General features: G+C 56.3%; 15 protein-coding genes and 1 pseudogene. 11 read left to right on the top strand and 5 right to left on the bottom strand.

The features are described from left to right. The 9 genes and pseudogenes from IAE55_RS34025 to IAE55_RS30690 all read left to right on the top strand — a co-directional run. Positions 1-106: pseudogene (locus IAE55_RS34025) on the top strand (carbohydrate ABC transporter permease); the annotation flags it as partial. A gap of 41 nt (positions 107-147) precedes the next feature. Then, on the top strand, positions 148-1,767 hold the full coding sequence (locus tag IAE55_RS30725; RefSeq protein WP_105444387.1) for an extracellular solute-binding protein: 1,620 nt from the start codon (positions 148-150) through the stop codon (positions 1,765-1,767). Between the two features lie 279 nt (positions 1,768-2,046). Further along, positions 2,047-4,347 (top strand): glycoside hydrolase family 3 N-terminal domain-containing protein, encoded by a 2,301-nt coding sequence (locus IAE55_RS30720; protein WP_442793363.1) that lies wholly within the window; start codon positions 2,047-2,049, stop codon positions 4,345-4,347. Between the two features lie 408 nt (positions 4,348-4,755). After that, positions 4,756-5,388: a TetR/AcrR family transcriptional regulator gene (locus IAE55_RS34175; RefSeq protein WP_325168706.1), complete on the top strand. Its 633-nt coding sequence runs from the start codon at positions 4,756-4,758 to the stop codon at positions 5,386-5,388. Between the two features lie 47 nt (positions 5,389-5,435). Continuing rightward, entirely contained in the window at positions 5,436-6,917 is a 1,482-nt protein-coding gene (locus IAE55_RS30710; RefSeq protein WP_145950329.1) for a DHA2 family efflux MFS transporter permease subunit, read from the top strand. A 205-nt stretch (positions 6,918-7,122) separates the two neighbouring features. Then, the gene (locus tag IAE55_RS30705) at positions 7,123-7,686 is read left to right on the top strand and encodes an NADPH-dependent FMN reductase (protein WP_145950330.1); all 564 of its coding nucleotides are present in this window, start codon (positions 7,123-7,125) and stop codon (positions 7,684-7,686) included. A 478-nt stretch (positions 7,687-8,164) separates the two neighbouring features. Beyond that, positions 8,165-9,475: a hemolysin family protein gene (locus tag IAE55_RS30700; RefSeq protein ID WP_145161190.1), complete on the top strand. Its 1,311-nt coding sequence runs from the start codon at positions 8,165-8,167 to the stop codon at positions 9,473-9,475. A 2-nt stretch (positions 9,476-9,477) separates the two neighbouring features. Then, positions 9,478-10,653: an AI-2E family transporter gene (locus IAE55_RS30695; RefSeq protein WP_089549048.1), complete on the top strand. Its 1,176-nt coding sequence runs from the start codon at positions 9,478-9,480 to the stop codon at positions 10,651-10,653. 250 nt (positions 10,654-10,903) lie between these two features. Beyond that, on the top strand, positions 10,904-12,859 hold the full coding sequence (locus IAE55_RS30690; protein ID WP_200634742.1) for an ATP-dependent DNA helicase: 1,956 nt from the start codon (positions 10,904-10,906) through the stop codon (positions 12,857-12,859). A 184-nt stretch (positions 12,860-13,043) separates the two neighbouring features. Here IAE55_RS30690 and IAE55_RS30685 read toward each other — a convergent pair whose 3' ends face one another. Further along, entirely contained in the window at positions 13,044-14,315 is a 1,272-nt protein-coding gene (locus IAE55_RS30685) for a serpin family protein (protein WP_200634741.1), read from the bottom strand. Positions 14,316-14,623: 308 nt separating this feature from the next. On the opposite strand from IAE55_RS30685, the gene IAE55_RS30680 reads away from it, so the two are divergent. Then, positions 14,624-15,097: a MarR family winged helix-turn-helix transcriptional regulator gene (locus IAE55_RS30680; protein ID WP_076175964.1), complete on the top strand. Its 474-nt coding sequence runs from the start codon at positions 14,624-14,626 to the stop codon at positions 15,095-15,097. Between the two features lie 146 nt (positions 15,098-15,243). Here IAE55_RS30680 and IAE55_RS30675 read toward each other — a convergent pair whose 3' ends face one another. Beyond that, complete coding sequence (locus tag IAE55_RS30675; RefSeq protein ID WP_200634740.1) at positions 15,244-15,978, bottom strand: ZIP family metal transporter; 735 nt, start codon at positions 15,976-15,978, stop codon at positions 15,244-15,246. Between the two features lie 240 nt (positions 15,979-16,218). Then, the gene (locus IAE55_RS30670; protein ID WP_105444377.1) at positions 16,219-16,974 is read right to left on the bottom strand and encodes a peptidylprolyl isomerase; all 756 of its coding nucleotides are present in this window, start codon (positions 16,972-16,974) and stop codon (positions 16,219-16,221) included. A 189-nt stretch (positions 16,975-17,163) separates the two neighbouring features. Here IAE55_RS30670 and IAE55_RS30665 point away from each other — a divergent pair, with 189 nt between their 5' ends. Beyond that, on the top strand, positions 17,164-18,093 hold the full coding sequence (locus IAE55_RS30665) for a hypothetical protein (RefSeq protein ID WP_200634739.1): 930 nt from the start codon (positions 17,164-17,166) through the stop codon (positions 18,091-18,093). A gap of 240 nt (positions 18,094-18,333) precedes the next feature. Here the strand turns inward: IAE55_RS30665 and IAE55_RS30660 are convergent, their stop codons facing one another. After that, on the bottom strand, positions 18,334-18,729 hold the full coding sequence (locus IAE55_RS30660; RefSeq protein ID WP_105444375.1) for a hypothetical protein: 396 nt from the start codon (positions 18,727-18,729) through the stop codon (positions 18,334-18,336). Positions 18,730-18,756: 27 nt separating this feature from the next. Continuing rightward, positions 18,757-20,037: an ArsB/NhaD family transporter gene (locus tag IAE55_RS30655; RefSeq protein ID WP_200634738.1), complete on the bottom strand. Its 1,281-nt coding sequence runs from the start codon at positions 20,035-20,037 to the stop codon at positions 18,757-18,759. Between the last annotated feature and the right edge of the window lie 64 nt (positions 20,038-20,101).

The following is a 20,101-nucleotide window of genomic DNA, read 5'->3' as shown; positions in this document are numbered from 1 at the left end:
GAAGTATTCCGTGATTATCGTCGCCACTATTCCGGTGATTGTCATTTACCCGTTCCTTCAGCGTTATTTTGTGCAAGGTGTCATGATCGGTTCGGTTAAGGGCTGATCTTGCCATAGATCAATAACTTTAAAAGGGGAGTTGTTGTCATGAAAAATCTTCGCAAAGCATCATCCATTCTGCTCTGCCTGACGATCTCCGCCAGCCTGCTTGCAGCCTGCGGATCTTCTAAGGGAGACGGAGGAAGCGGATCCGCATCATCCGATAGTTCGGCGACCGTGGAGGGCGTCAAGAAGGAAGGCTTTCCGATCGTGGATAAGCCGCTCACGCTGAAAGTCATGTCCCAGGACGCGGGCGTGGCCGACTGGAACAAAATGCCCGTGCTGCAAGAGATGGAGAAATTGTCGGGCATCCATCTGGAATACCAGCTTTCGCCGATCGACAGCTTTGAAACGAAGAAGAATCTGATGTTCGCCAGCGGCGATCTGCCGGATATGCTGTATGCGGCTGACCTGAAGCCGTCGGAGCAGGTGACGTACGGAACCCAGGGCGTCCTGATTCCGCTCGAAAAGTACATCGACGAAGGCTATGCGCCGAACATCAAGAAAATTCTCGACGAGCATCCGGATGTACGCAAGTCGTTTACGACGCCTGACGGTCATATGTATGCCCTGCCGTTTATCGATACGGCCGCCGTATGGTACCGCAGCCCGATGTGGTATAACGGCAAGTTCCTGAAGGCGCTGAACGTAACCGAGCTGCCGAAGACAACCGACGAGCTGTACACGCTGCTCAAACGCTTTAAGGATGAAGACCCGAACGGCAACGGCAAGAAGGATGAAATTCCGCTGACTTCGGTTAAGCTGGATGATTTGCGGATGTATTTCTTCGGATTCTGGGGCATGTACGACGAGAAGATTTACGCAGACAAGGACGGCAAGGTACACTACTCCCCTCAAGAAGAAGGCTACAAGGGTTACTTGACCTTCATGAACAAGCTGTGGAAGGAAGACTTACTGGATCACGAGACGTTCTCGCAGACGGCCGACCAGAAAAAGGCCAAAGGACAAAACAACCAGATCGGCCTGTTTAACGACTACTTCCCTTACTTCACGCTGGGCGGCGAGCCAAGCTCGGACAACCCGCTCATGACACCGGTTGCCAGCGAAATTGCGGGAACGCCGGTTTACGGCAAGCATCCGGGCATGTCGGCTAACGGCACGTTTGCGATCACAAGCAAGGACCCGGCGCCGGAAGCAACGATGCGCTGGATCGACTATCTGTACAGTTATGAGGGTTCGACGCTGTTTAACCAAGGACCGGAAGGCGTGCTGTGGAAGTACAAAGACAAGGAAAACCACGTCAAAGAATGGCTGCCGGTACCGGGCGGCGGCGACCGCGAGGAATACCGCGGCAAAATTACGCCGAACTTCGGCATCCTGACGCCGGGCGTCAACGATCCGGAAGTGACCAAAGGCCTCAGATCTGAGTTCGACGACTGGATTGACAAGGAGAATGCGGAGAAGCTGACGCCAATCGGCAAATCGCCGTTCCCGAACGTCTATCTGACGAACGAACAGCAGAGCGAAGCGTCCGCCTTGATGTCTGACCTCGATACCTACGTGCAGCAGATGGAAGCGAAGTTCATTACCGGGCAGGAGCCGCTTTCCAACTGGGATAAATACGTGGCACAAGTGAAAAAGATGGGGTCTGACCGCATCGTGGAACTGTACCAAGCCGCATACGACCAGTGGAACACCGGCAAATAAGCCGATTCATACCAAGTGCAAGGAGCCAACATATCCCGGCCGCGAGGCCGGGGGTTGGCTAATTGTCATTTAAGACGGGACGAGGCAGCTTGCACCCGTCATCCATTTCAATTTTCCACTTATATAAATACATAAAAAACCGAAGCATTTCTGGAAGAAGGCCAATGAGGCGCTGCAGCTTGTGACCCAACGATTCCGTTTACGGGTTCGGCGCAGCCCTTGGTAACCGTTCGGAACCCAGAGGGTGCAGCGGGATCAAGGGATATGGAGGGAGATCCAGTGAGTTACCAAGATTCTGCTTTGAGCAGCGAGGCAAGAGCGGAGCATCTGCTCAGCCTCATGACGCTGGAGGAAAAGGTCGGGCAACTTGTGCAGCTGTTCGGCTGGAAAACGTACCGGCGGGAGGAAAAAGGCGTCGCGCTGGACGAAGCGTTCAAGGAGGCAGCTGAGCGAGGCGGCATCGGTTCGCTGTACGGCGTGCTGCGCGCCGATCCGTGGACGGAAGTAACGCTGGCGACAGGACTGTCGCCAAAGGAAGGCGCGGAGACGATCAACGCGATCCAGCGGTACGCGACCCGGCACTCGCGCCTCGGCATCCCGATTTTGTTCGGGGAGGAGTGCTCGCACGGTCATATGGCGATCGGGGCGACCGTGTTTCCGGTGCCGCTGACGCTGGCTAGCATGTGGAACCCAGAGCTGTATGAGGAGATCTGCCGGGCGATCGCCCTGGAGACGCGCAGCCAGGGCGGAGCGGCCACGTATTCCCCGGTGCTCGACGTCGTCCGGGACCCCCGGTGGGGGCGGACGGAGGAGACGTACGGGGAAGATCCGTGGATCGCTTCCGTGATGGCGGAAGCGGCAGTGCGGGGGCTGCAGGGCAAGCGGCTGGACGCCGACGACAGCGTCATTGCGACGCTGAAGCATTTTGCCGGCTACGGCAGCTCGGAAGGCGGACGCAACAGCGCGCCGGTTCATATGGGGCTGCGCGAGCTGCACGAGGTGGACCTTCGGCCGTTCAAGGCGGCGGTCCGGGCCGGTGCGAGATCGGTCATGACCGCGTATAACGAAATCGACGGCGTGCCGTGCACCTCCGATAAATATCTGCTTACAGACCTGCTGCGCAAGGAGTGGGGCTTCGACGGATTCGTCATTACCGATTGCGGTGCCATCAACATGCTGGTGTGGGGGCATGACACGGCGGCCGACCCGCAAGAGGCGTCCGCCATGGCGGTGAACGCCGGCGTGGATATGGAAATGTCCGGCGACATGTTCCGCGCGCACCTGGCAGCGGCTGTGCAGAGCGGGCGCATCGAGATGCAGACACTGGACCAAGCGGTACTTCGCGTACTGAAGGCGAAGTTTGAACTGGGTCTGTTCGAGCAGCCTTACGTCGACCCGGAACGGGCAGCCCGCGTCATCGGCAGCAAGGAGCACATCCGGCTCGCCCGCCAGGCGGCCGTCGAAGGCATCGTCCTGCTGAAGAATCAGGGAGACACGCTGCCGCTGTCCAAGGAGTCGGGGACGATCGCGGTCATCGGCCCGAATGCCGACAACGTGTACAATCAGCTCGGCGACTATACCTCCCCGCAGCCGCGGGAGCAGGTGTCGACCGTGCTGGACGGCATCCGGGCCAAGCTGGCGCATGCGCCGGAGCGGGTACTGTACGCGCCGGGCTGCCGGGTCAAGGATGACAGCCGGGAAGGCTTCGACCTGGCGCTGAAGACGGCCGCCGCCGCGGACACGATCGTGCTCGTGCTCGGCGGGTCGAGCGCGCGCGATTTCGGCGAAGGCACGATCGACCTGCGCACCGGTGCGTCGGTCGTGACGGACCGCCCGCACAGTGACATGGACTGCGGCGAGGGCATCGACCGCTCCACGCTGGGCTTGTCCGGTGTGCAGCGGGAGCTGGCGGAGGAGCTGGCCAAGCTCGGGAAGCCGCTGGTCGTGGTGTACATCAACGGCCGGCCGGTCGCGGAGCCGTGGATCGACGAGCATGCCGACGCCATCCTGGAGGCATGGTACCCGGGACAGGAGGGCGGCCATGCGATCGCCGATATCGTATTCGGCGACGAGAACCCTTCCGGCCGGCTGACGCTCTCCGTTCCGAAGCATATCGGCCAGCTGCCGGTCCGCTATAACAGCAAGCGTACGACCGGGCGGCGCTACCTGGAGACGGATTTGGAGCCGGCTTATCCCTTCGGGTTCGGGCTCAGCTACACCGAGTTCGAGTATGGCCCGGTGACCGTCTCGCCGGCGGAAATCACGCCGGAAGGACGGGCGGAGGCTGCAGTAACGGTGACCAACACCGGCAGCCGGGCTGGAGCGGAAACGGTCCAACTGTACATCTCCGACAAGGTCAGCACGGTGACCCGACCGAAGAAGGAGCTGAAAGGCTTCGCCAAGATTTGGCTGCAGCCGGGTGAGACGAAGACGGTCACGTTCGGGATCGGGCACGAAGAACTGTCTTTCATTGACCGTGATCTGAATCCGGTCGTCGAAGCCGGCGAATTTGAAATTCAGATCGGCCGGCATGCCCAAGAAGTCCAGTCCGCTGTACTGACGGTCCGGGAACAAAAGTAAGGCCACGGAATACAAGCCCTTGATTTCTGGATGACCCGGCCCAAGCTCGCAGAAGTGCCGAGCCGGATCGCGTCGCGGCTGAACGGAAGCCGCCGGTTCCGGCTGAAGCTTCAGGCTGATGAAAGAGGATTGCGCTGTATGGCCGGAATGCCGGCCATTATCCGCTGGATATCGTGATCCACTGCCAATAACGCAGTCACTGAATAAAGAAATCGAGCGATGAAGTAGTTTACGCTGGGAGGCCTGGCAGCATGATGCTGCCGGGCCTTTTTTTGTGCCCGAGAATCCCCGGTGTGTCCTTATGTATTTTTTTACAGATAAATATTGACAAAGGGGGCGGCCGAGAGTAAATTAAACAACGTATTAAACACTGTTTAAATTTGCTGCATGACAGGAGAGGGGGGGCAGGTGAAAGAACCGATGAAGGAAGACACCACAGGGCATGCTTCAGGAACCGACACCAAACACGATATATTAAAAGCCACCGTCGAGCTGATTCGGGATGAAGGCATTGAGTGTGCCACCTTGCGCCGGATCGCGACCAAGGCGGACACCAACCTCGCGCTGGTCAATTATCACTTCGGCTCGAAGGAAAAGCTGATCACCCAGGCGATCCGTTCCCTCGTGCTGACGTTCGAGGACGTGTTTAACGCGCTGGAGGACGACACGATGCCGGCGAGGGAAAGGCTGAAGCAGTTCTTTTACCGCTATGTCCGCCATCTGCAGGAATACCCGGGGCTGGTGAGACAGATGATCGATCAGACCCGCGTTATTTTCGAGTCGCAGCATGAGTACTCGCATTATTGCAAGGTGATGAAGACCCGGCGGCTGATCGGGACGGTCCGGGAAATTACCGGTGAGGAAGACGACGATAACATCCGGAAGATGCTGATGCAGCTGTACGGGGCGATCTTTTTCCCGGTCATCATGAAGTCCTTTCTGGCCGAAGGCGACGAGGATATGGCCTCAACCATCCATATCGCGCCGCTTGAAGAGCAGATTGACACGTTGTTTGAGCACTATTTTCACCAATACAGCTAGAGTGGAACGGGAAACCAAACTATATATAGAAATGAGTGGAGAGATTTATGTCTAAAACCTTGGCGGGCAATCCCGCCGCAGAAGTTCCATTCTCGCTGAAAAAGATCATTCCGCCCATGCTGGCCATTATTGTCGGTATGATCATGGTCATTCTGGACAGCACCGTGGTCAACGTGGCGGTGCCGAACCTGGTGAGCTACTTTGACACCGACCTGAAGACCATTCAATGGGCGATTACCGGTTATACGTTGGCCCTTTCGGCAGTCATTCCGCTGGCCGGCTGGATGACCGACCGTTTCGGCTCCAAACAGGTTTTCATTGCCACCATCATTATGTTTGTCATCGGATCGGCGCTCTGCTCCATGGCGCAGACGTCGACCCAGCTGATTATTTACCGCGTCATCCAGGGGCTTGGCGGGGGTATGGTCGCGCCGATCGGTATGGCGCTGGTCTTTAAGCTCGCTCCTCCGGAGCGCCGCGGCTCGATCATGGGGCTGCTCGGCATTCCGATGCTTCTCGCGCCGGCGCTTGGCCCGATTCTGTCGGGCTGGCTGGTGGAGTATGTGAACTGGCATTGGATCTTCCTGATTAACGTTCCGATCGGGATCGTCGGCGTCATCCTGGGCGTGAAGTTTCTGCCGACAGCAGATCGGCAGCAGACTCCGCACCTCGATTTGATCGGCATGATTCTGGCTCCGATTGCCTTCGCCATGCTGGCTTACGGCGTCAATGAGGGAGGCAGCGTGAGCTGGTCCTCGACCGGCGCATTGACCGGGCTCATCGTCGGCGGGGCAGCCCTGCTGATTTTTATCGCCGTGGAGCTTCGGCAGAAGAACCCGCTGCTGGAGCTGCGCGTCTTCGGCTCCTCGGATTTTACCCGGGGCATCATTCTCTCCTGGATCATGCAGGCGGCCTTGTTCGGCTCGATGCTGTTCGTTCCGCTGTACCTGCAGCAGATCCGCCAGTTTACGCCGCTGGAGACCGGCTTCATCCTGTTGCCGCAGGCGCTGGCTTCCGGGATCGGCATGCCGATCGGCGGGAAGTTCTTCGATAAATACGGCGCCCGTCCGGTGGCGATTATCGGCCTTCTCCTCATTTCGGCAGCGCTGTTCAGCCTGTCGCATATTACGGCCGACACGTCGCTGTGGAGTATCATGCCGCTGCTCTTCATGCTCGGATTCGGCATGGGCTTGTCGATGATGCCACTCAATACCCACGTGCTGAACGCCGCACCGCGCAAGCTGGTGAACCGGGTGACGCCGCTGACCGCCGCTGCCCAGCAGGTCGTCGTGTCCTTTGCAGTCGCCGGCATGTCAGGCTACCTGATCAGCCGCACCACTGCTCACGCGAGCCGTGGAGGCAATCCGTTGAACGCGGCAGTGCAGGGTTTTGACGATGTGTTCTTCCTGGCCTCCTGCTTTGCGATCGTCGGCGTGGTGCTGTGCCTCATTCTGCGCAGACCGAAGCCGGCCGCCGCGGATGCCACAGACGGAAGCCAGCCGGATCCGTCGCTGATGATCAGCCACTGATCGGCAAATCTTCGAATACATGTCTATACGGGAACCCGGAATCCTTCTTGATGGAGAGAGGCCGGGTTCCCTCTTTTTTGGAAAAATTTGATGTTCACCCGTCGAATTCTGTCGTATCATGAAGCTATGGCCCTTTACGGGCACGGAGCGTGCTGCCATATCCCTTACTTACTTCTATACTTACGATAAAAAGGAGAAATCGATCATGTCTGAACGTTTTCATATCGTGGGGATTTCCGGAAGTCTCCGCAAGCATTCCCACAATACACAGCTGCTCCATAACGCGGCAGCGCTTCTGCCGGAGGATTTTCGCTTCACGCTTGCCGATATTTCCGTACTTCCTTTATACAATCAGGATTTGGAAAGTGAACTGCCGGAAGCGGTGAAGCAGTTTGCCGAGCTGCTGCATTCGGGGAATGGCTTTTTGATCAGCTCGCCGGAATATAACGGGCAGCTGTCAGGCGCGTTGAAGAATGCGCTGGATTGGGCTTCAAGACCGGCCCTTCAAACGCCGCTGGCCCAGAAACCGGTAGCGCTTATGGGCGCCACGCCGGGCATGGGTGGTACGGGCAGAGCCCAGGTTGGCATACGCTCGCTTTTGTTTGCGCTCAACATGGATTCGGTGAACCGGCCGGAATTTCTGCTCCCGCAATCGCATACCAAATTTGACGAGTCCGGTGCGCTGACGGACCCGATGGCCCAGCAGATTATGCAGCAGCTCGTGGACAATTTGGTCACCAAAATCAAGAAGCATGCCAACGAACAGTAAGTAAAGCCAGTCGGCCTTGCACGTTGATTGCAAGCAAGCTGATATCGTCCTATTCCCGGTAAGCCTTCCCGTTCAACGGAGCTTCGGGTTTCTACGCTGCGGTCAAGCATCGGGGACGGAATACTTAACAACGGGCCGCTGACAAAGGTCTGTCCAACAAGGGATATGGATGAATCGCTTCGTGCACGCCGTAGGGGCGTCCGCTTACAGGGCGGGAAAGGCTTCGGTACACGGGGAGCGCCGTGATGGTTGGAGCCTTTTGTTTTTTAGGAGTCGCTTGAAACCTGAACCCGGGCTTCTGCGTATTACCTAGTTATCCAGCATTTTGCGATGAACCTGTTTCAGCGGGCCGCCACATGGTAAATGAATGGGAGGGCATAGTTCTGCCCCGTTTGCTGCCTTAGCGGCAGAAGATGAAGCTTCCTGCAGAATGCCGGATGGAATCATCGAGACTACTTTATAAGGAGAAGATGTAGAAGTGGAAAGTGACAGGTATGTGTTAAATTTGGTTTTGGTTGCATTACTGATCGGTTTGTCGGCCTTTTTCGTTGCGGTGGAGTTTGCCGTGATCCGTGTGCGGGGAAGCCGGGTCGATCAGCTGATCGCCGAAGGGCGCAAGGGCGCAAAGGCTGTGAAGAAGGTTATCGACAATCTGGACGGATATTTGTCCGCGTGCCAGCTCGGGATTACGATTACATCACTCTGTCTTGGTTTCCTCGGGGAGCCGACCGTAGAGAAGATTCTTACCCCGGTGTTTGAGAAATGGCATATGCCTGAAGCGTTAGGCCATTTTCTGTCTCTGCTGATTGCCTTTACGGTCATTACGTACCTGCACGTCGTTATTGGCGAATTGGCGCCGAAAACAGTGGCCATCCGCAAAGCGGAGACCGTTGCCCTGCTGACGGCGACACCCATTATCTGGTTTAACAAAATCATGTACCCGTTCATTTGGCTGCTGAATGGATCGGCGAACCAGCTGGTCCGATTGTTTGGCGTAAAGCCCGCTTCCGAGCATGAGGAGGCCCACTCCGAGGAGGAGCTTCAGATTATTCTGAGCGAGAGCCATGAGAGTGGAAAAATCAACGATAACGAATTCGGTTATGTCAGCCGGATTTTCGCGTTCGACAACATGCTGGCTAAGGAAATTATGGTACCGCGTACGGACATGATCTGTTTGGACAAAGACAAGTCGCGGTCTGAAAATATGAAAATTATTAAAGAACAGCAGTACTCCAGATTTCCGCTTATCGACGGAAGCAAGGATAATGTTATCGGCATCATTAATACGAAGCAATTTTTCCTGGCTTATGAAGAAAACGAAGAGCTGGATGTGGCGAACCTGATCCATCCGGTGATGGCGGTATCCGAAGTGACACCGGTCAATGTGCTGCTGCAGCGGATGCAGAAGGAAGCGACGCACATGGCTATTCTAATCGATGAATACGGCGGAACTTCCGGTCTTGTCACGATCGAGGACATTATTGAAGAGATCGTCGGTGAAATTCGTGACGAGTTCGACAAGGACGAAGTCGAGGACATCCAGGAGATCGGCGAGCAGCATCTGATTGTGGACGGCAAAGTATCAATTTCAATGATCAATGATTATTTCTTTATGGATCTGGATACAAAGGAATGGGATACGATCGGCGGCTGGCTGTACAGCCAGATCAGCGAAATGGCCGAAGGCGAGACGTTCGTGTACGAAGGAACGGCCTTCACCCTGCTGGAGCGGGATCATAACCGCTACTGCCGCATCGAAATCAAGAAGATCAAGATGAGTGAGGAATAAATATGGACAATCCGGTGAATTGGGCAAGCCGTTTTAAGCGGTTTTTACTAAATAACAGATTTGTATTGTTTATGCTGGTGCTGCTGCTCCTGGGACTGAATATTCTGGTTCTCACCAAGATTTCTTTCGTATTCGAGCCGGTGATCGTCCTGGTCAAAACCGTCGTGCTGCCGCTCATTCTCGCCGGAATTGCGTATTATTTGCTCAATCCGATTGTGGATTTTATGGAAAAGCGGAAGGTGAAGCGCCTGCACACCATTCTGCTGCTGTACGTCTTCATTATCGGCATGCTTGCCGCGCTCGTGACGCTGGTCATCCCTGTCATTCGGGAGCAGATCATGGATTTGGTGAACAATTTCCCGGGCTACGCCGAGATTGCCCGCATCAAGGTCGAAGAACTGATGGGAAGCAATCTGGTCAGCAATCTGCAGGAGACCGTGTCGTTCGATCCGCAGGAGCTGATGAAAACCGTCTCGGAGAAAGGCTCGGAATTTCTGAACCGCACCTGGACGGGGCTTGGCGGATTCGTGGGCGGTCTGATTGAAGTGGTTCTGGCCATCGTGACACTGCCGTTCATTCTGTTCTACCTGCTGAAGGACGGCAAACGGCTGCCGGGTTACATTTTACACTTTGTGCCGACGCGGCTGCGCGGGGAAACCTCGCGAGTCATGAAAGAAATGAACCATCAGATCAGCTCTTATATCCGCGGGCAGATTATCGTCAGCTGCTGTATCGGGGTGCTGCTGTTTGCCGGGTATATCATTATCGGCTTGAAGTATTCGCTGATTCTGGCGATCATCGCCGCATGCACCAGCGTCGTCCCGTATCTGGGACCGGCGATCGCCATTACGCCGGCACTCATCGTTGCGGTCGTCACCTCGCCGATCATGCTGCTCAAGATGGTGATCGTCTGGACCGTCGTCCAGCTCATCGAAGGGAAGTTCATTTCCCCGCAAATTATGGGCAAGACGCTGAAAATTCATCCGATCACGATTATCTTCGTCATTTTGACGAGCGGCAACTTGTTTGGCGTCGTCGGCATTCTGCTTGCGGTGCCGGGATATGCCGTGCTGAAGGTCGTCGTATCACATTTGTACCGCTGGTTTCGGGTGCGCTCGGGGCTTTACGAGCCCGAACCCCCGCCGGCGGTTGCAGCGGGCGACTCCCGGGAGCCGTGATGGCGAGAGCCACTATAGAGAAAATCAGGTTTTGCTTCAGATGACGTACGTCATAAGGCGTGGAACGACTTTGCATGCCTAAATCTAAGAAAATTGGCCGTCCCCCGGATGTATGGGTCCGAAGGGGGCGGCTTTTAATTTTTTGACCGCCCCATTGTAATTCGGGAGGGAGCATGTGATAATGGGTTGTTCGCCTTCCCGAAAGTGGGGGCGGCTGCATTTATGAGTAGCTTGGAGGGAACCAAAAGACGTGGAGCGGTATCCTTTTACGTATGATCCAAAGCGGCCTTTCGTCCAGCAAGCAGGCGAATGGGTCGCCGATGTGTTTTATGATGTGCTGCCGGAAGCGGGATTTGAAATCCGCGACGAGCAGATTTATATGGCTTTTCAGCTGGAGAAGGCTTTTGCCGAGAAGAAAACGATATTTGCCGAGGCGGGGGTCGGGACGGGCAAGACGCTGGTGTACTTGCTCTATTCCGTATGCTACGCGCGGTATACCCGCAGACCCGCGGTGATCGCCTGCGCCGACGAATCGCTGATCGAGCAGCTGGTGAAGCCGGAGGGGGATATTGCGAAATTGGCCCGCCACCTTGGGCTTCACATTGATGCCCGGCTGGGCAAGTCGCCCGACCAGTACCTGTGCCTGCGCAAACTGGACGACGTCCGGCTGCGGGACGAAGAAGGGGTGCGCTGGGACGACTTGGCCGCCGGCCTGCCGGATTTCGTGTATTCTACCGCGCCGATGCAGTCCTTTCATGCTTACGGGGACCGGAAGGGATACCCGGAGTTAACCGATGAGGAATGGAGCCGGATTAACTGGGATCCGTTCCAGGACTGCTTCACCTGCGACCGCCGCCACCGCTGCGGCCAGACGCTGTCGCGGGATCACTACCGCCAGGCGGCGGACCTGATCATCTGCTCGCATGATTATTACATGGAGCATGTATGGACTTACGAGGGCCGGAAGCGGGAGGGGCAGCTGCCTCTGCTGCCGGAGCATTGCGCCGTCGTCTTCGACGAAGGGCATCTGCTCGAATCGGCCGCCATGAAGGCCCTCAGCTACAAAATGAAGCACGTCGTGTTTGAGGAACTCATCACGAGGCTGCTTCAGGGCGAGATCCGCGAATCGCTGGCGGTGCTGATCGACGAGGCGATCGTGCAGAGCGAAGCGATGTTCGCGGCATTCGGCCGGCAGAGCCGCAGCGTGGACGGCTCCGACCGGAAGGAAATCGTGCTGGACGGCGCGCTGCTCACCGAGGTGCACCGGTTCCGTTCGCTCCTCACCTCGATCGAGGAGGAGCTCGTGTTTGAGAGCGAGCTGTACACGCTGAACGAGTACGAGCTCCGGATCGTAGAGGAGCACCTGGAAATGATGCAGAAGGCGCTCCATCTGTTCGAGCGCTCCGAGGCGCTGATCTGCTGGGCCGTCGACGGACCGGACGGGCTGACGCTGTCGATCATGCCGAGAACGGTCAAGGAGGTACTGCAGGAACAGGTATTCGGCGCGAAGATGCCGATCGTGTTCTCCTCAGCTACCTTGTCGGTTCAGGGCTCGTTCGATTACGTGGCGGACAGCCTTGGCATTGAGAGCCTTCTCTCCTTCTCCGTACCGTCCCCGTACGATTACGCGGATCAGATGAAGGTGCTGACCCCGGCGGACTCCCGGTCGACGGCCGATTTTAACGGCAAGCTGGAAGCCGCTGCCCGCCTTCTTCGCGAATCCGGGGGCCGGGCACTGATCCTGTTTAACGGCAGGGAGGAGCTGCGGCGGTTTAAGCAGGAGCTGGCCGCAGGCACGGTCGAGGTGCCTGACGTTCCGTTTTACTTCGAAGGGGACCAGGAGATCAGCCATCTGATCTCCGCCTTCCAGCGCGAGGAGACCAGCGTGTTGTGCGCGGTTAGCCTGTGGGAGGGACTGGACGTGCCCGGACCGGCGCTCTCGAACGTGATCGTCTGGTCGCTGCCGTTCCCGCCGCATGATCCGGTGTTTACGGCCAAGCGCAAAGAATCGGCAGCGCCATTCGAAGAAGTGGACATGCCGTATATGCTGCTTCGGCTCCGCCAGGGCATCGGCCGGCTGATCCGCTCCCGCGAGGACCGGGGCGTCGTCGCCATCTTGGGCGAAGAGCTTGCCGACAGCACGCCCGTACGGGAGCAAGTGCTGGCGGTGCTGCCCGAAGGCGTGACGCTGCAGGCGTTGTCTTAACCCGCCGACTCTCAATTGGGTTCAAAGTCGCACAGGAAACGCCAATTGCCTCATGTTGTTGATCCCGTTAATTTTTCATTATATTGATTGAACTAAAGTTTTGCAGGTGAACCCATTGCCTATGTTAAAAGCCAACCCTATCCTATTTAGGAAGGGGTTGGCTTTTTTGTTGTGCGCGAGCCGGTCATTCGGGATCGTTCACCGAGCCGATAAACAGCCAGGCATGGGTCTGTGTATCCTCGATCGCCAGGAAGAACGGCCGGTTCACCGTCATTTCGTAGACTTTTACGGGCATAGAGCCGGATTCTTCGCTGATGACCGTTGCCGCAGCAGCCTCGGTTCCCTTTTCGTTTACGTCGAGCACCATCCGGTGCAGAACCTTGGACAGGAAAAGGGGGCGAATGTCGGCCATATGGGAAAAATCGGCAGCATCCGGCTGAAAGGCCTGCTTCATGCCGAGCCGAATGAGCGGATCTTTCAAGTCGCTGCCGTACTCGGCCTTGAACCGGGGCAGCCCAAGCTGTACGTATGCCTCGTCAAAGGGCTGCTGCCACGGAGCAGGGTCTGCCCAGAGCTGCTGCTCCAATTGGTCCAGCGAAGAGCTGGCGGCGGGGAGGATGACCAGCATATCCATGCGGCCGTCTCCGTAAGGAAGGCGGACGGCCTGCCAATCGGGTGTCTCCTTGTACGGCAGCATGTTGGCGGTATGCATCATCGGCAGCGTCCGGACGCCGCCGTCAGCCAGCGTAAACGGTTCGTCTTTTGTGTATTCCGGATTAAACGGATCGGTCCATGATCCGTTGAAATAAATCGCGTTGGCTAGCACTGCAATGGTCGTTGGCGACAGCGGCTGCCCCAGCATTTTCTCGATTTTGCCCTCGGTTTCCTTGCTGATCCAGCGGTTGATCGTCTTCACGGACTTGTCGGAAGCGAAATCGACCTCCTGAACCTCGGCCCCGTAGCTCTCCTTGCCTGCCTGGATAAAAGAGTCCTTGAACGGAACGCCCTGCTGATGCCAGATCGCATTGGCGATGTTCAGCCGGACGCCGGAGTCTTCCCCTTCCAGCAGCCTGAACAAAATCGCGTTTCCCTCGTTCATTTCGTTAAGCGGCATGTCCTTCAGCCCGAATACGGAGGCCATTTCGCGTGCCGTCGTGCCGGCGCTGCCGTTGTATGCGATGGACAGGGCCGTCCAGATGCTGTAGGGGGAGAGAAGGACATTGTCTCCGGCTTCGGCCTGCCCAGTTAGTTCGCGGTGGAGCTGCAGCCCCAGGCGGTTGTGGGCGGAGATGAGGGCAGGATCGATTTTGCCGGCCTCCTGCTTCCGGGCCGTTAGCGAGATCGGAGGAGTCGGATTGCTCCGTTGGTCCCGGCTGCCGTCTTCCTGCTTCGAGCATGCCGGTAATACCAGCAGGAGCAGGGCGAACAGCAGCGGCAGCGTTTTGGTCTTTGGCATGGATGGTTAGCCTCCTTATCGGTGGAATCAGGTGTGAAGACCAGGGTGATTTTCGCGTCGAGGAGAAAATGGTACTCTTTCGTATTCCTTATGTTGCAACCTTTTGCGCTAAAAAGTGGAAAAATCGACGTTACCTACCAGACGTTTCCGGGCCAGCGGAAGTTGCGCCCAAAGCCCATTTCATGATGGAAGCGGTGCCACTTCCCGGAATTTGATTCACGTATCTCGGGAACGGTATAATGAGAATGCTTTGAAGTCAATCTAACTGACCAATTTATTCCTTTAAGACAGCAAGGAGTTGTACAACCATGTCCAAAACGTTCCCATATAATCAAGATTTGGCTTCCCTGTTATCGCTCTCCTTCAGCGCGATGAACCAGGAGCTCCATAACCGCCTGAAGGAGGCGGGGTTCGGCGATGTGCGGCCGGCGCACAGCTTTTTGTTCCAGGGCTTGATGCCGGATGGGGCGACGGCCAAGACGCTCGTAGCGCACCTGGGCATATCGAAGCAGGCCGTCAGCCAAATGCTCGACTACCTGGAAGAGTGCGGCTATGTCGCGCGCAAGCCCCACCCTTCCGATGGCCGTGGCAAGATGGTCGTCCTGACCGAACGCGGCTGGTCGCTGGTACGGACGAAAGAGAACATCTACAAAGAGATTGAGCAGCGCTGGGCCCGGATGATCGGAAGCGACCATATGAAGACGCTGCAGCAGGATTTGAAGCACATTATCGAAAACGTCAACGAAGAGGATCTACAGCACCCACTGCGCCCCGTATGGTAGGCGATGGCGAAGAGGGGAGCGGTGCTGCTGCTGATCAGGGGATAAAACCACGAAACAAAACGAGAGACTGCTTCCACTAGGTGGCTTAGCAGTCTCTTATGGTTGTTTGTATTGTTCTATTTTCCACGAGGGTACATTCCGGTCCCTCACCCCAGCAAATGCGTCATGGCGATCATGGAGAGCAGGCCGAAAATAAAAGAAAAGGTCGAAGCCCGCTCATTGCCGTCCCCGTGGCTCTCTGGAATGAGCTCTTTGTATACAACGAACAGCATGGCGCCGGCGGCAAAAGCCAATCCGTACGGGACGATACCGGCGAAGGAAGCGGTAAATTTCAGCCCGGCCCAGCAGGAGAGGAACTCCAGCCCGCCCGTAAGCGCGGCGAGAAGAAAGGCGTACCGCCTTCGCATGCCGTGCGTAACGAGGTAGAGCGCGGTCAGAAAGCCTTCGGGGATGTTTTGCAGGCCGATGCTCAGCGCCACGATCGTCCCCAGCTCCTGGTTGGGACTGCCGTAGCTGACGCCGACCGACAGCCCTTCGGGTAAATTGTGCAGCGCCATGGCTGACAGAAACATCCAGGATCCCGTCTGCGTGCTGTCGCTCCGCTTGATATCATGGGCCGGGTCCGTGTGTGGAATGAGCAGCTCCATCAGGGTCAAGGTCACCGTACCAAGGAGGATGCCGATCGTCAGCACCCACAGGTTTGACAGCTTGAGGGAAGACGGGATCAGCCCGTACGTTGAGGCGGCGACCATGATACCTGCCGTGAAAGCGAGCAGGCTGTCTCTGCCCCGGTGGCTAATATTCGAAAACAGCAGAGCGGGAAGGGCTCCCGCCGCCGTACATAGGGAAGTCACGAGGCTTCCCAGAATCATTGCGTTCACGTAGGCCTCCTGCTGCCAGCGGCTGAGATGCTTTGGTTTCTCCCGAGTTTATTCCGGTGAACCTCCGCAGCCGTCGGGCTTGTTCTTGTTTAATTTACAATATGAACAAGCCTGCTGAAGCATGACCTGGACAGGAGATTTATGCGCGGTCAAACAAAGAACCGTCCACCCTCAGGGGCGAACGGTTCTTTGTTGCATCATGATGTGCTGCGCCGTACAAGCGTACGGCTTCGCACTGGTTTATTTCTCAGTAATCGTGACGCCGTCGATCGTAACTTTCTCGGTCGGGGTGCTTTCCTCGCCGCTAGGTCCGACGGTGACCGGTGTTTTGGCGATCTTCATCACGACATCCATACCCTTTGTGACTTTACCGAAAATGGTGTAGTTCGGCTGTTGGTTCAGATAATCGCTGTCCGCACCGGTACAGATAAAGAACTGGCTGCCGTTTGTATCCGGTCCGGCGTTTGCCATGGCGACGATGCCCGACTCGTATTTATAGTTCGTTTTCTCATCTTCGAAAGAGTATCCCGGTCCGCCGGAGCCTGTTCCGGTCGGGTCACCGGTCTGTACCATGAACGTTTCGATGATCCGGTGGAAAATGACCCCGTTGTAAAAGCCTTCCTTGGACAGGAACACGAAGTTGTTGACCGTCTTCGGCGCGTCCTTGGCGAACAGCTCAATCGTAAACGTGCCTTTGGACGTTTTGACTTCTGCCTCGTACTTTTTGTTCTGGTCGATCTGCATGGCAGGCGGGCTTGTCCAGCTCTTCTGCTGCTGACCGGAAGCCGAGGTCGAGCTGTCCGTGGAGGAATCCGATCCTGTCGTGCCGGACGATGACGAATTGCCGGAAGTCTGGTCCGTCGTCTGCTCAGTAGCTTGTCCTCCGGATGTGTCCTTCGATGCGTCCTCGTCGCTGTTTTTCTTGCCGCATCCGCCAAGCGCAAGCGCCGCTGTCAGCACGAGCACGAGCGGAAGCGTGAATGTCTTCAGTTTCATGAAATTGAGGTTCACTCCTTTGTGCAATCTGGTTTAATCATAGCGATTTTTGCGGATAAAATCCACTTTGGCAGCAGCTTGATCACGTAAGGCTTTGCTGCATACGGAACATTCCATGAAACTTCGCGGCATGCTATGACGTTTATTACATATAACAACAGATCGCAGACTGGAAACGGAGGGAACGTGATGTTTGAAGAAGCCAACCGTCAGTTGACTAAGCTGAAAGAGGACATCCGGAACAAAACGAAGTATGAAAACCGGATGCAGGAACTGTCGCGGGAACTGAGAGAGCAGCAGGACGAAGCCGAGCGCTGGAAGCTTAGGCTGGCCGATGAGGAGAAGGACGTGGAGCGCTTGACGGGGACTTCGCTCTCCGGTTTGTTTTACAGCATGATCGGCCGGAAAGAGGAGAAGCTGGAGCGGGAGCAGCTGGAAGTGCTGGAGTTCAAGGCGAAATATGATATGGCTGCCCGCAGCGTAGTTGATATCCAAAACGAACTGCAGGAGCTGGAGCGGAAGTTCCAGGAGGTTCGTTACGCGGAGTTTGAATATGAGAAGATTCTGGACGGGAAAGAAAAAGTGATTTTACAGAACAACGCCGAGCTGGCGGCGCTCGCCGAAGAACAGGCCGACCTGTCGGTCCAGCTCAAGGAATTGAAAGAAGCGGTGCGTGCAGGCGAGGCCGTACTGGAGGATCTGGAGCGGGCGGATGATAGTTTGGGCTCGGCCGGGAATTGGGGAACCTACGACATGCTCGGCGGCGGCATGATCTCCACGCATATGAAGCACAGCCGCATTGACGAGGCGATGGAGCACATTGAATCAGCGCAGTTCAGCCTGCGCCGGTTCGGCAAAGAGCTGAAAGATGTGCAAATGGCGCTGGATATCGAAATCGGGATCGGGAGCTTTTTGAAATTTTCTGATTATTTCTTCGACGGCTTTATATCCGACTGGCTTGTGCAGGGGAGAATCCGGGATACCCAGGACGAGGTGCAGGAGAAAATATCCGAGGTGGAGCGGATTGTCCGCCGCTTGGAGGGGGAGTATTCACGCCTCGATACCCGGCTGGCGGATACGAAGCGGAAATACGAGTCGATCATTGAGTTGGCGGAGTAGCATTACGCGCTGTAAAAGAGCGCTATGTTGAATGAAACCTCATAAGCGCGTGAAAAGAAGCCGCCGGTCTCTGCTCGAAAGGAGCAAGCCGGGCGGCTTCTTATTTGACTAACGTATTAACCCTGGTATAAATGGCGCTGCCACATTTCCAACGTAGAAGTAAATGTGAAGCGCATCTATTTTGTTGCAGCCAATGGCCTGAATAGATCAACAGCGAACGCACCGCCAGCGCTAAAAGCTCTAAGGGGAAGGCTTCCACTCCACGCTCTGCAGCAGCTGATGCTTCATCAGCGCCAGCACGAAGTCCACGTAGTATTCCTTCCGTACGATCGCGCCGTACTCGTGATTTTTATAGACATAAAACAAGGCGTCGGTGTAGATATCATTGTCCTCGAAAAAGCGCCTGATCTGCTTGAGCCGAGCCAGATAAGGCTCTTCCTGTAGCAGCCGGATGCGGAACTCCGCGTCCTGCTCGTTGACGCTTTCCGTAATCTGAATGATGCTCGGGTCGTAACGATACTCCAGCATAAGTTGATCCTCCTTTGCACGTGTCAATTTGCGCTGTGCGCTGCTTCCAGGGGCTATCATGTCCTTGCCTGGAAGCATCAGTGCCACCAGCTCCCCCGTCTGCAGCAACACCACCGCCCCCACTGCCTTCAGCCGCTACATCAAATACCGAAGATACACGTATGCGCTGGCCAGAACGATGGACAGCAGCATCATCGGAAAACCGAGCTTCAGAAACTGGGCGAACTTGATCGGATATCCTTCCTTGGCAGCCATGCCGGCCACGATCAGGTTGGCGCTCGCACCGATCAGGGAGCCGTTGCCTCCCAGGCAGGCACCCAGGGCCAAGCTCCACCACAGCGGCTCCAAATTGCTGATGCCGAGGCTGCCCATGTCCTGGATCATCGGGATCATGGTCGCGACAAACGGAATGTTGTCGATAAAAGCGGACGCGATCGCGCTCATCCACAGGATGAGCATCGACGTTGCCGCGACATCACCGCCTGTGAGATCGGTAGCCTTTTCCGCCAGGGTGGCGATGATCCCTGTTTCGATCAGGCCGGCCACCAGCACGAACAATCCCACGAAGAAAAAGATCGTCGGCCATTCGACCTTGGCAAAAGCCTCCTCCAGCATATGCTCGCCCGTCAGCAGAAGCAGCAGGAAAGCACCGGCGAGGGCGACGGTGGCCGACTCAAGGTGAACCAGCTGGTGAAGGAAGAAGCCGATGATCGTCAGACCCATCACCGTCAGGCATTTGATCAGGAGCTTGCGGTCGGTGAGCAGCTCTTTTTCATCCAGATCCATAATGCTCTGCATCAGCTCCGGCGTCGTCTTGATCTGCTTGCGGAACATGAGAATGAATAGCGGAATAAATACGGCGAGAATGATCACCGCAATGGGCGTCAAGTTATTGATAAAGGCGACAAAAGTCAGCTCCTTCACCGCGCTGCCGATCATAATGTTAGGCGGGTCACCGATCAGGGTGGCGGTACCGCCGACGTTGGACGCCATGATCTGGGTGATCAGAAACGGCGTCGGGTTAACTCGCAGCTGCCGGGTGATGCTGAGTGTAACGGGCACCATAAGCAGAACGGTGGTCACGTTGTCGAGAAACGCCGATCCGATCGCGGTAATCAGAATCAGCGCGACCATGATGGCGACGGGCCGGCCCTTGGCCTTTTTCGCGGCCCATACGGCAATGAATTTGAATAATCCCGTCTCTGCTGTGATATTGACGATGATCATCATGCCGACGAGCAGGCCGAGCGTGTTGAAATCGATATGATGAATCGCGGTTTCCTGGCTCACGATGCCGAATATGACCATGAGCGCACCGCCGATCATCGCCACGATCGTCCGGTGAATTTTTTCCGCGATAATAAATGCGTAAACAATGAGAAAAATACCAATAGCCAGTATTGCTTGCTGTTCCATAGCGTGCCTCCACTCCTGTATATGTGCGAATCCTGAATCATGCAGCCCGGGTTTGGTTTCTTTG

The sequence above is a fragment of the Paenibacillus sp. S28 genome, from assembly GCF_016624415.1.
Taxonomy (GTDB): Bacteria; Bacillota; Bacilli; order Paenibacillales; family Paenibacillaceae; genus Paenibacillus_AQ; species Paenibacillus_AQ favisporus.
Note: the sequence above shows the minus strand (reverse complement) of the source record. Positions and strands in the feature narration are given on the sequence as shown.

Excerpts from the sequence above, each read along its gene's own strand:
- IAE55_RS30725 (WP_105444387.1), top strand. The coding sequence starts at position 148 with ATGAAAAATCTTCGCAAAGCATCATCCATTCTGCTCTGCCTGACGATC.
- IAE55_RS30710 (WP_145950329.1), top strand. The coding sequence starts at position 5,436 with ATGTCTAAAACCTTGGCGGGCAATCCCGCCGCAGAAGTTCCATTCTCG.
- IAE55_RS30705 (WP_145950330.1), top strand. The coding sequence starts at position 7,123 with ATGTCTGAACGTTTTCATATCGTGGGGATTTCCGGAAGTCTCCGCAAG.
- IAE55_RS30695 (WP_089549048.1), top strand. The coding sequence starts at position 9,478 with ATGGACAATCCGGTGAATTGGGCAAGCCGTTTTAAGCGGTTTTTACTA.
- IAE55_RS30685 (WP_200634741.1), bottom strand. The coding sequence starts at position 14,315 with ATGCCAAAGACCAAAACGCTGCCGCTGCTGTTCGCCCTGCTCCTGCTG.
- IAE55_RS30680 (WP_076175964.1), top strand. The coding sequence starts at position 14,624 with ATGTCCAAAACGTTCCCATATAATCAAGATTTGGCTTCCCTGTTATCG.
- IAE55_RS30670 (WP_105444377.1), bottom strand. The coding sequence starts at position 16,974 with ATGAAACTGAAGACATTCACGCTTCCGCTCGTGCTCGTGCTGACAGCG.
- IAE55_RS30665 (WP_200634739.1), top strand. The coding sequence starts at position 17,164 with ATGTTTGAAGAAGCCAACCGTCAGTTGACTAAGCTGAAAGAGGACATC.
- IAE55_RS30655 (WP_200634738.1), bottom strand. The coding sequence starts at position 20,037 with ATGGAACAGCAAGCAATACTGGCTATTGGTATTTTTCTCATTGTTTAC.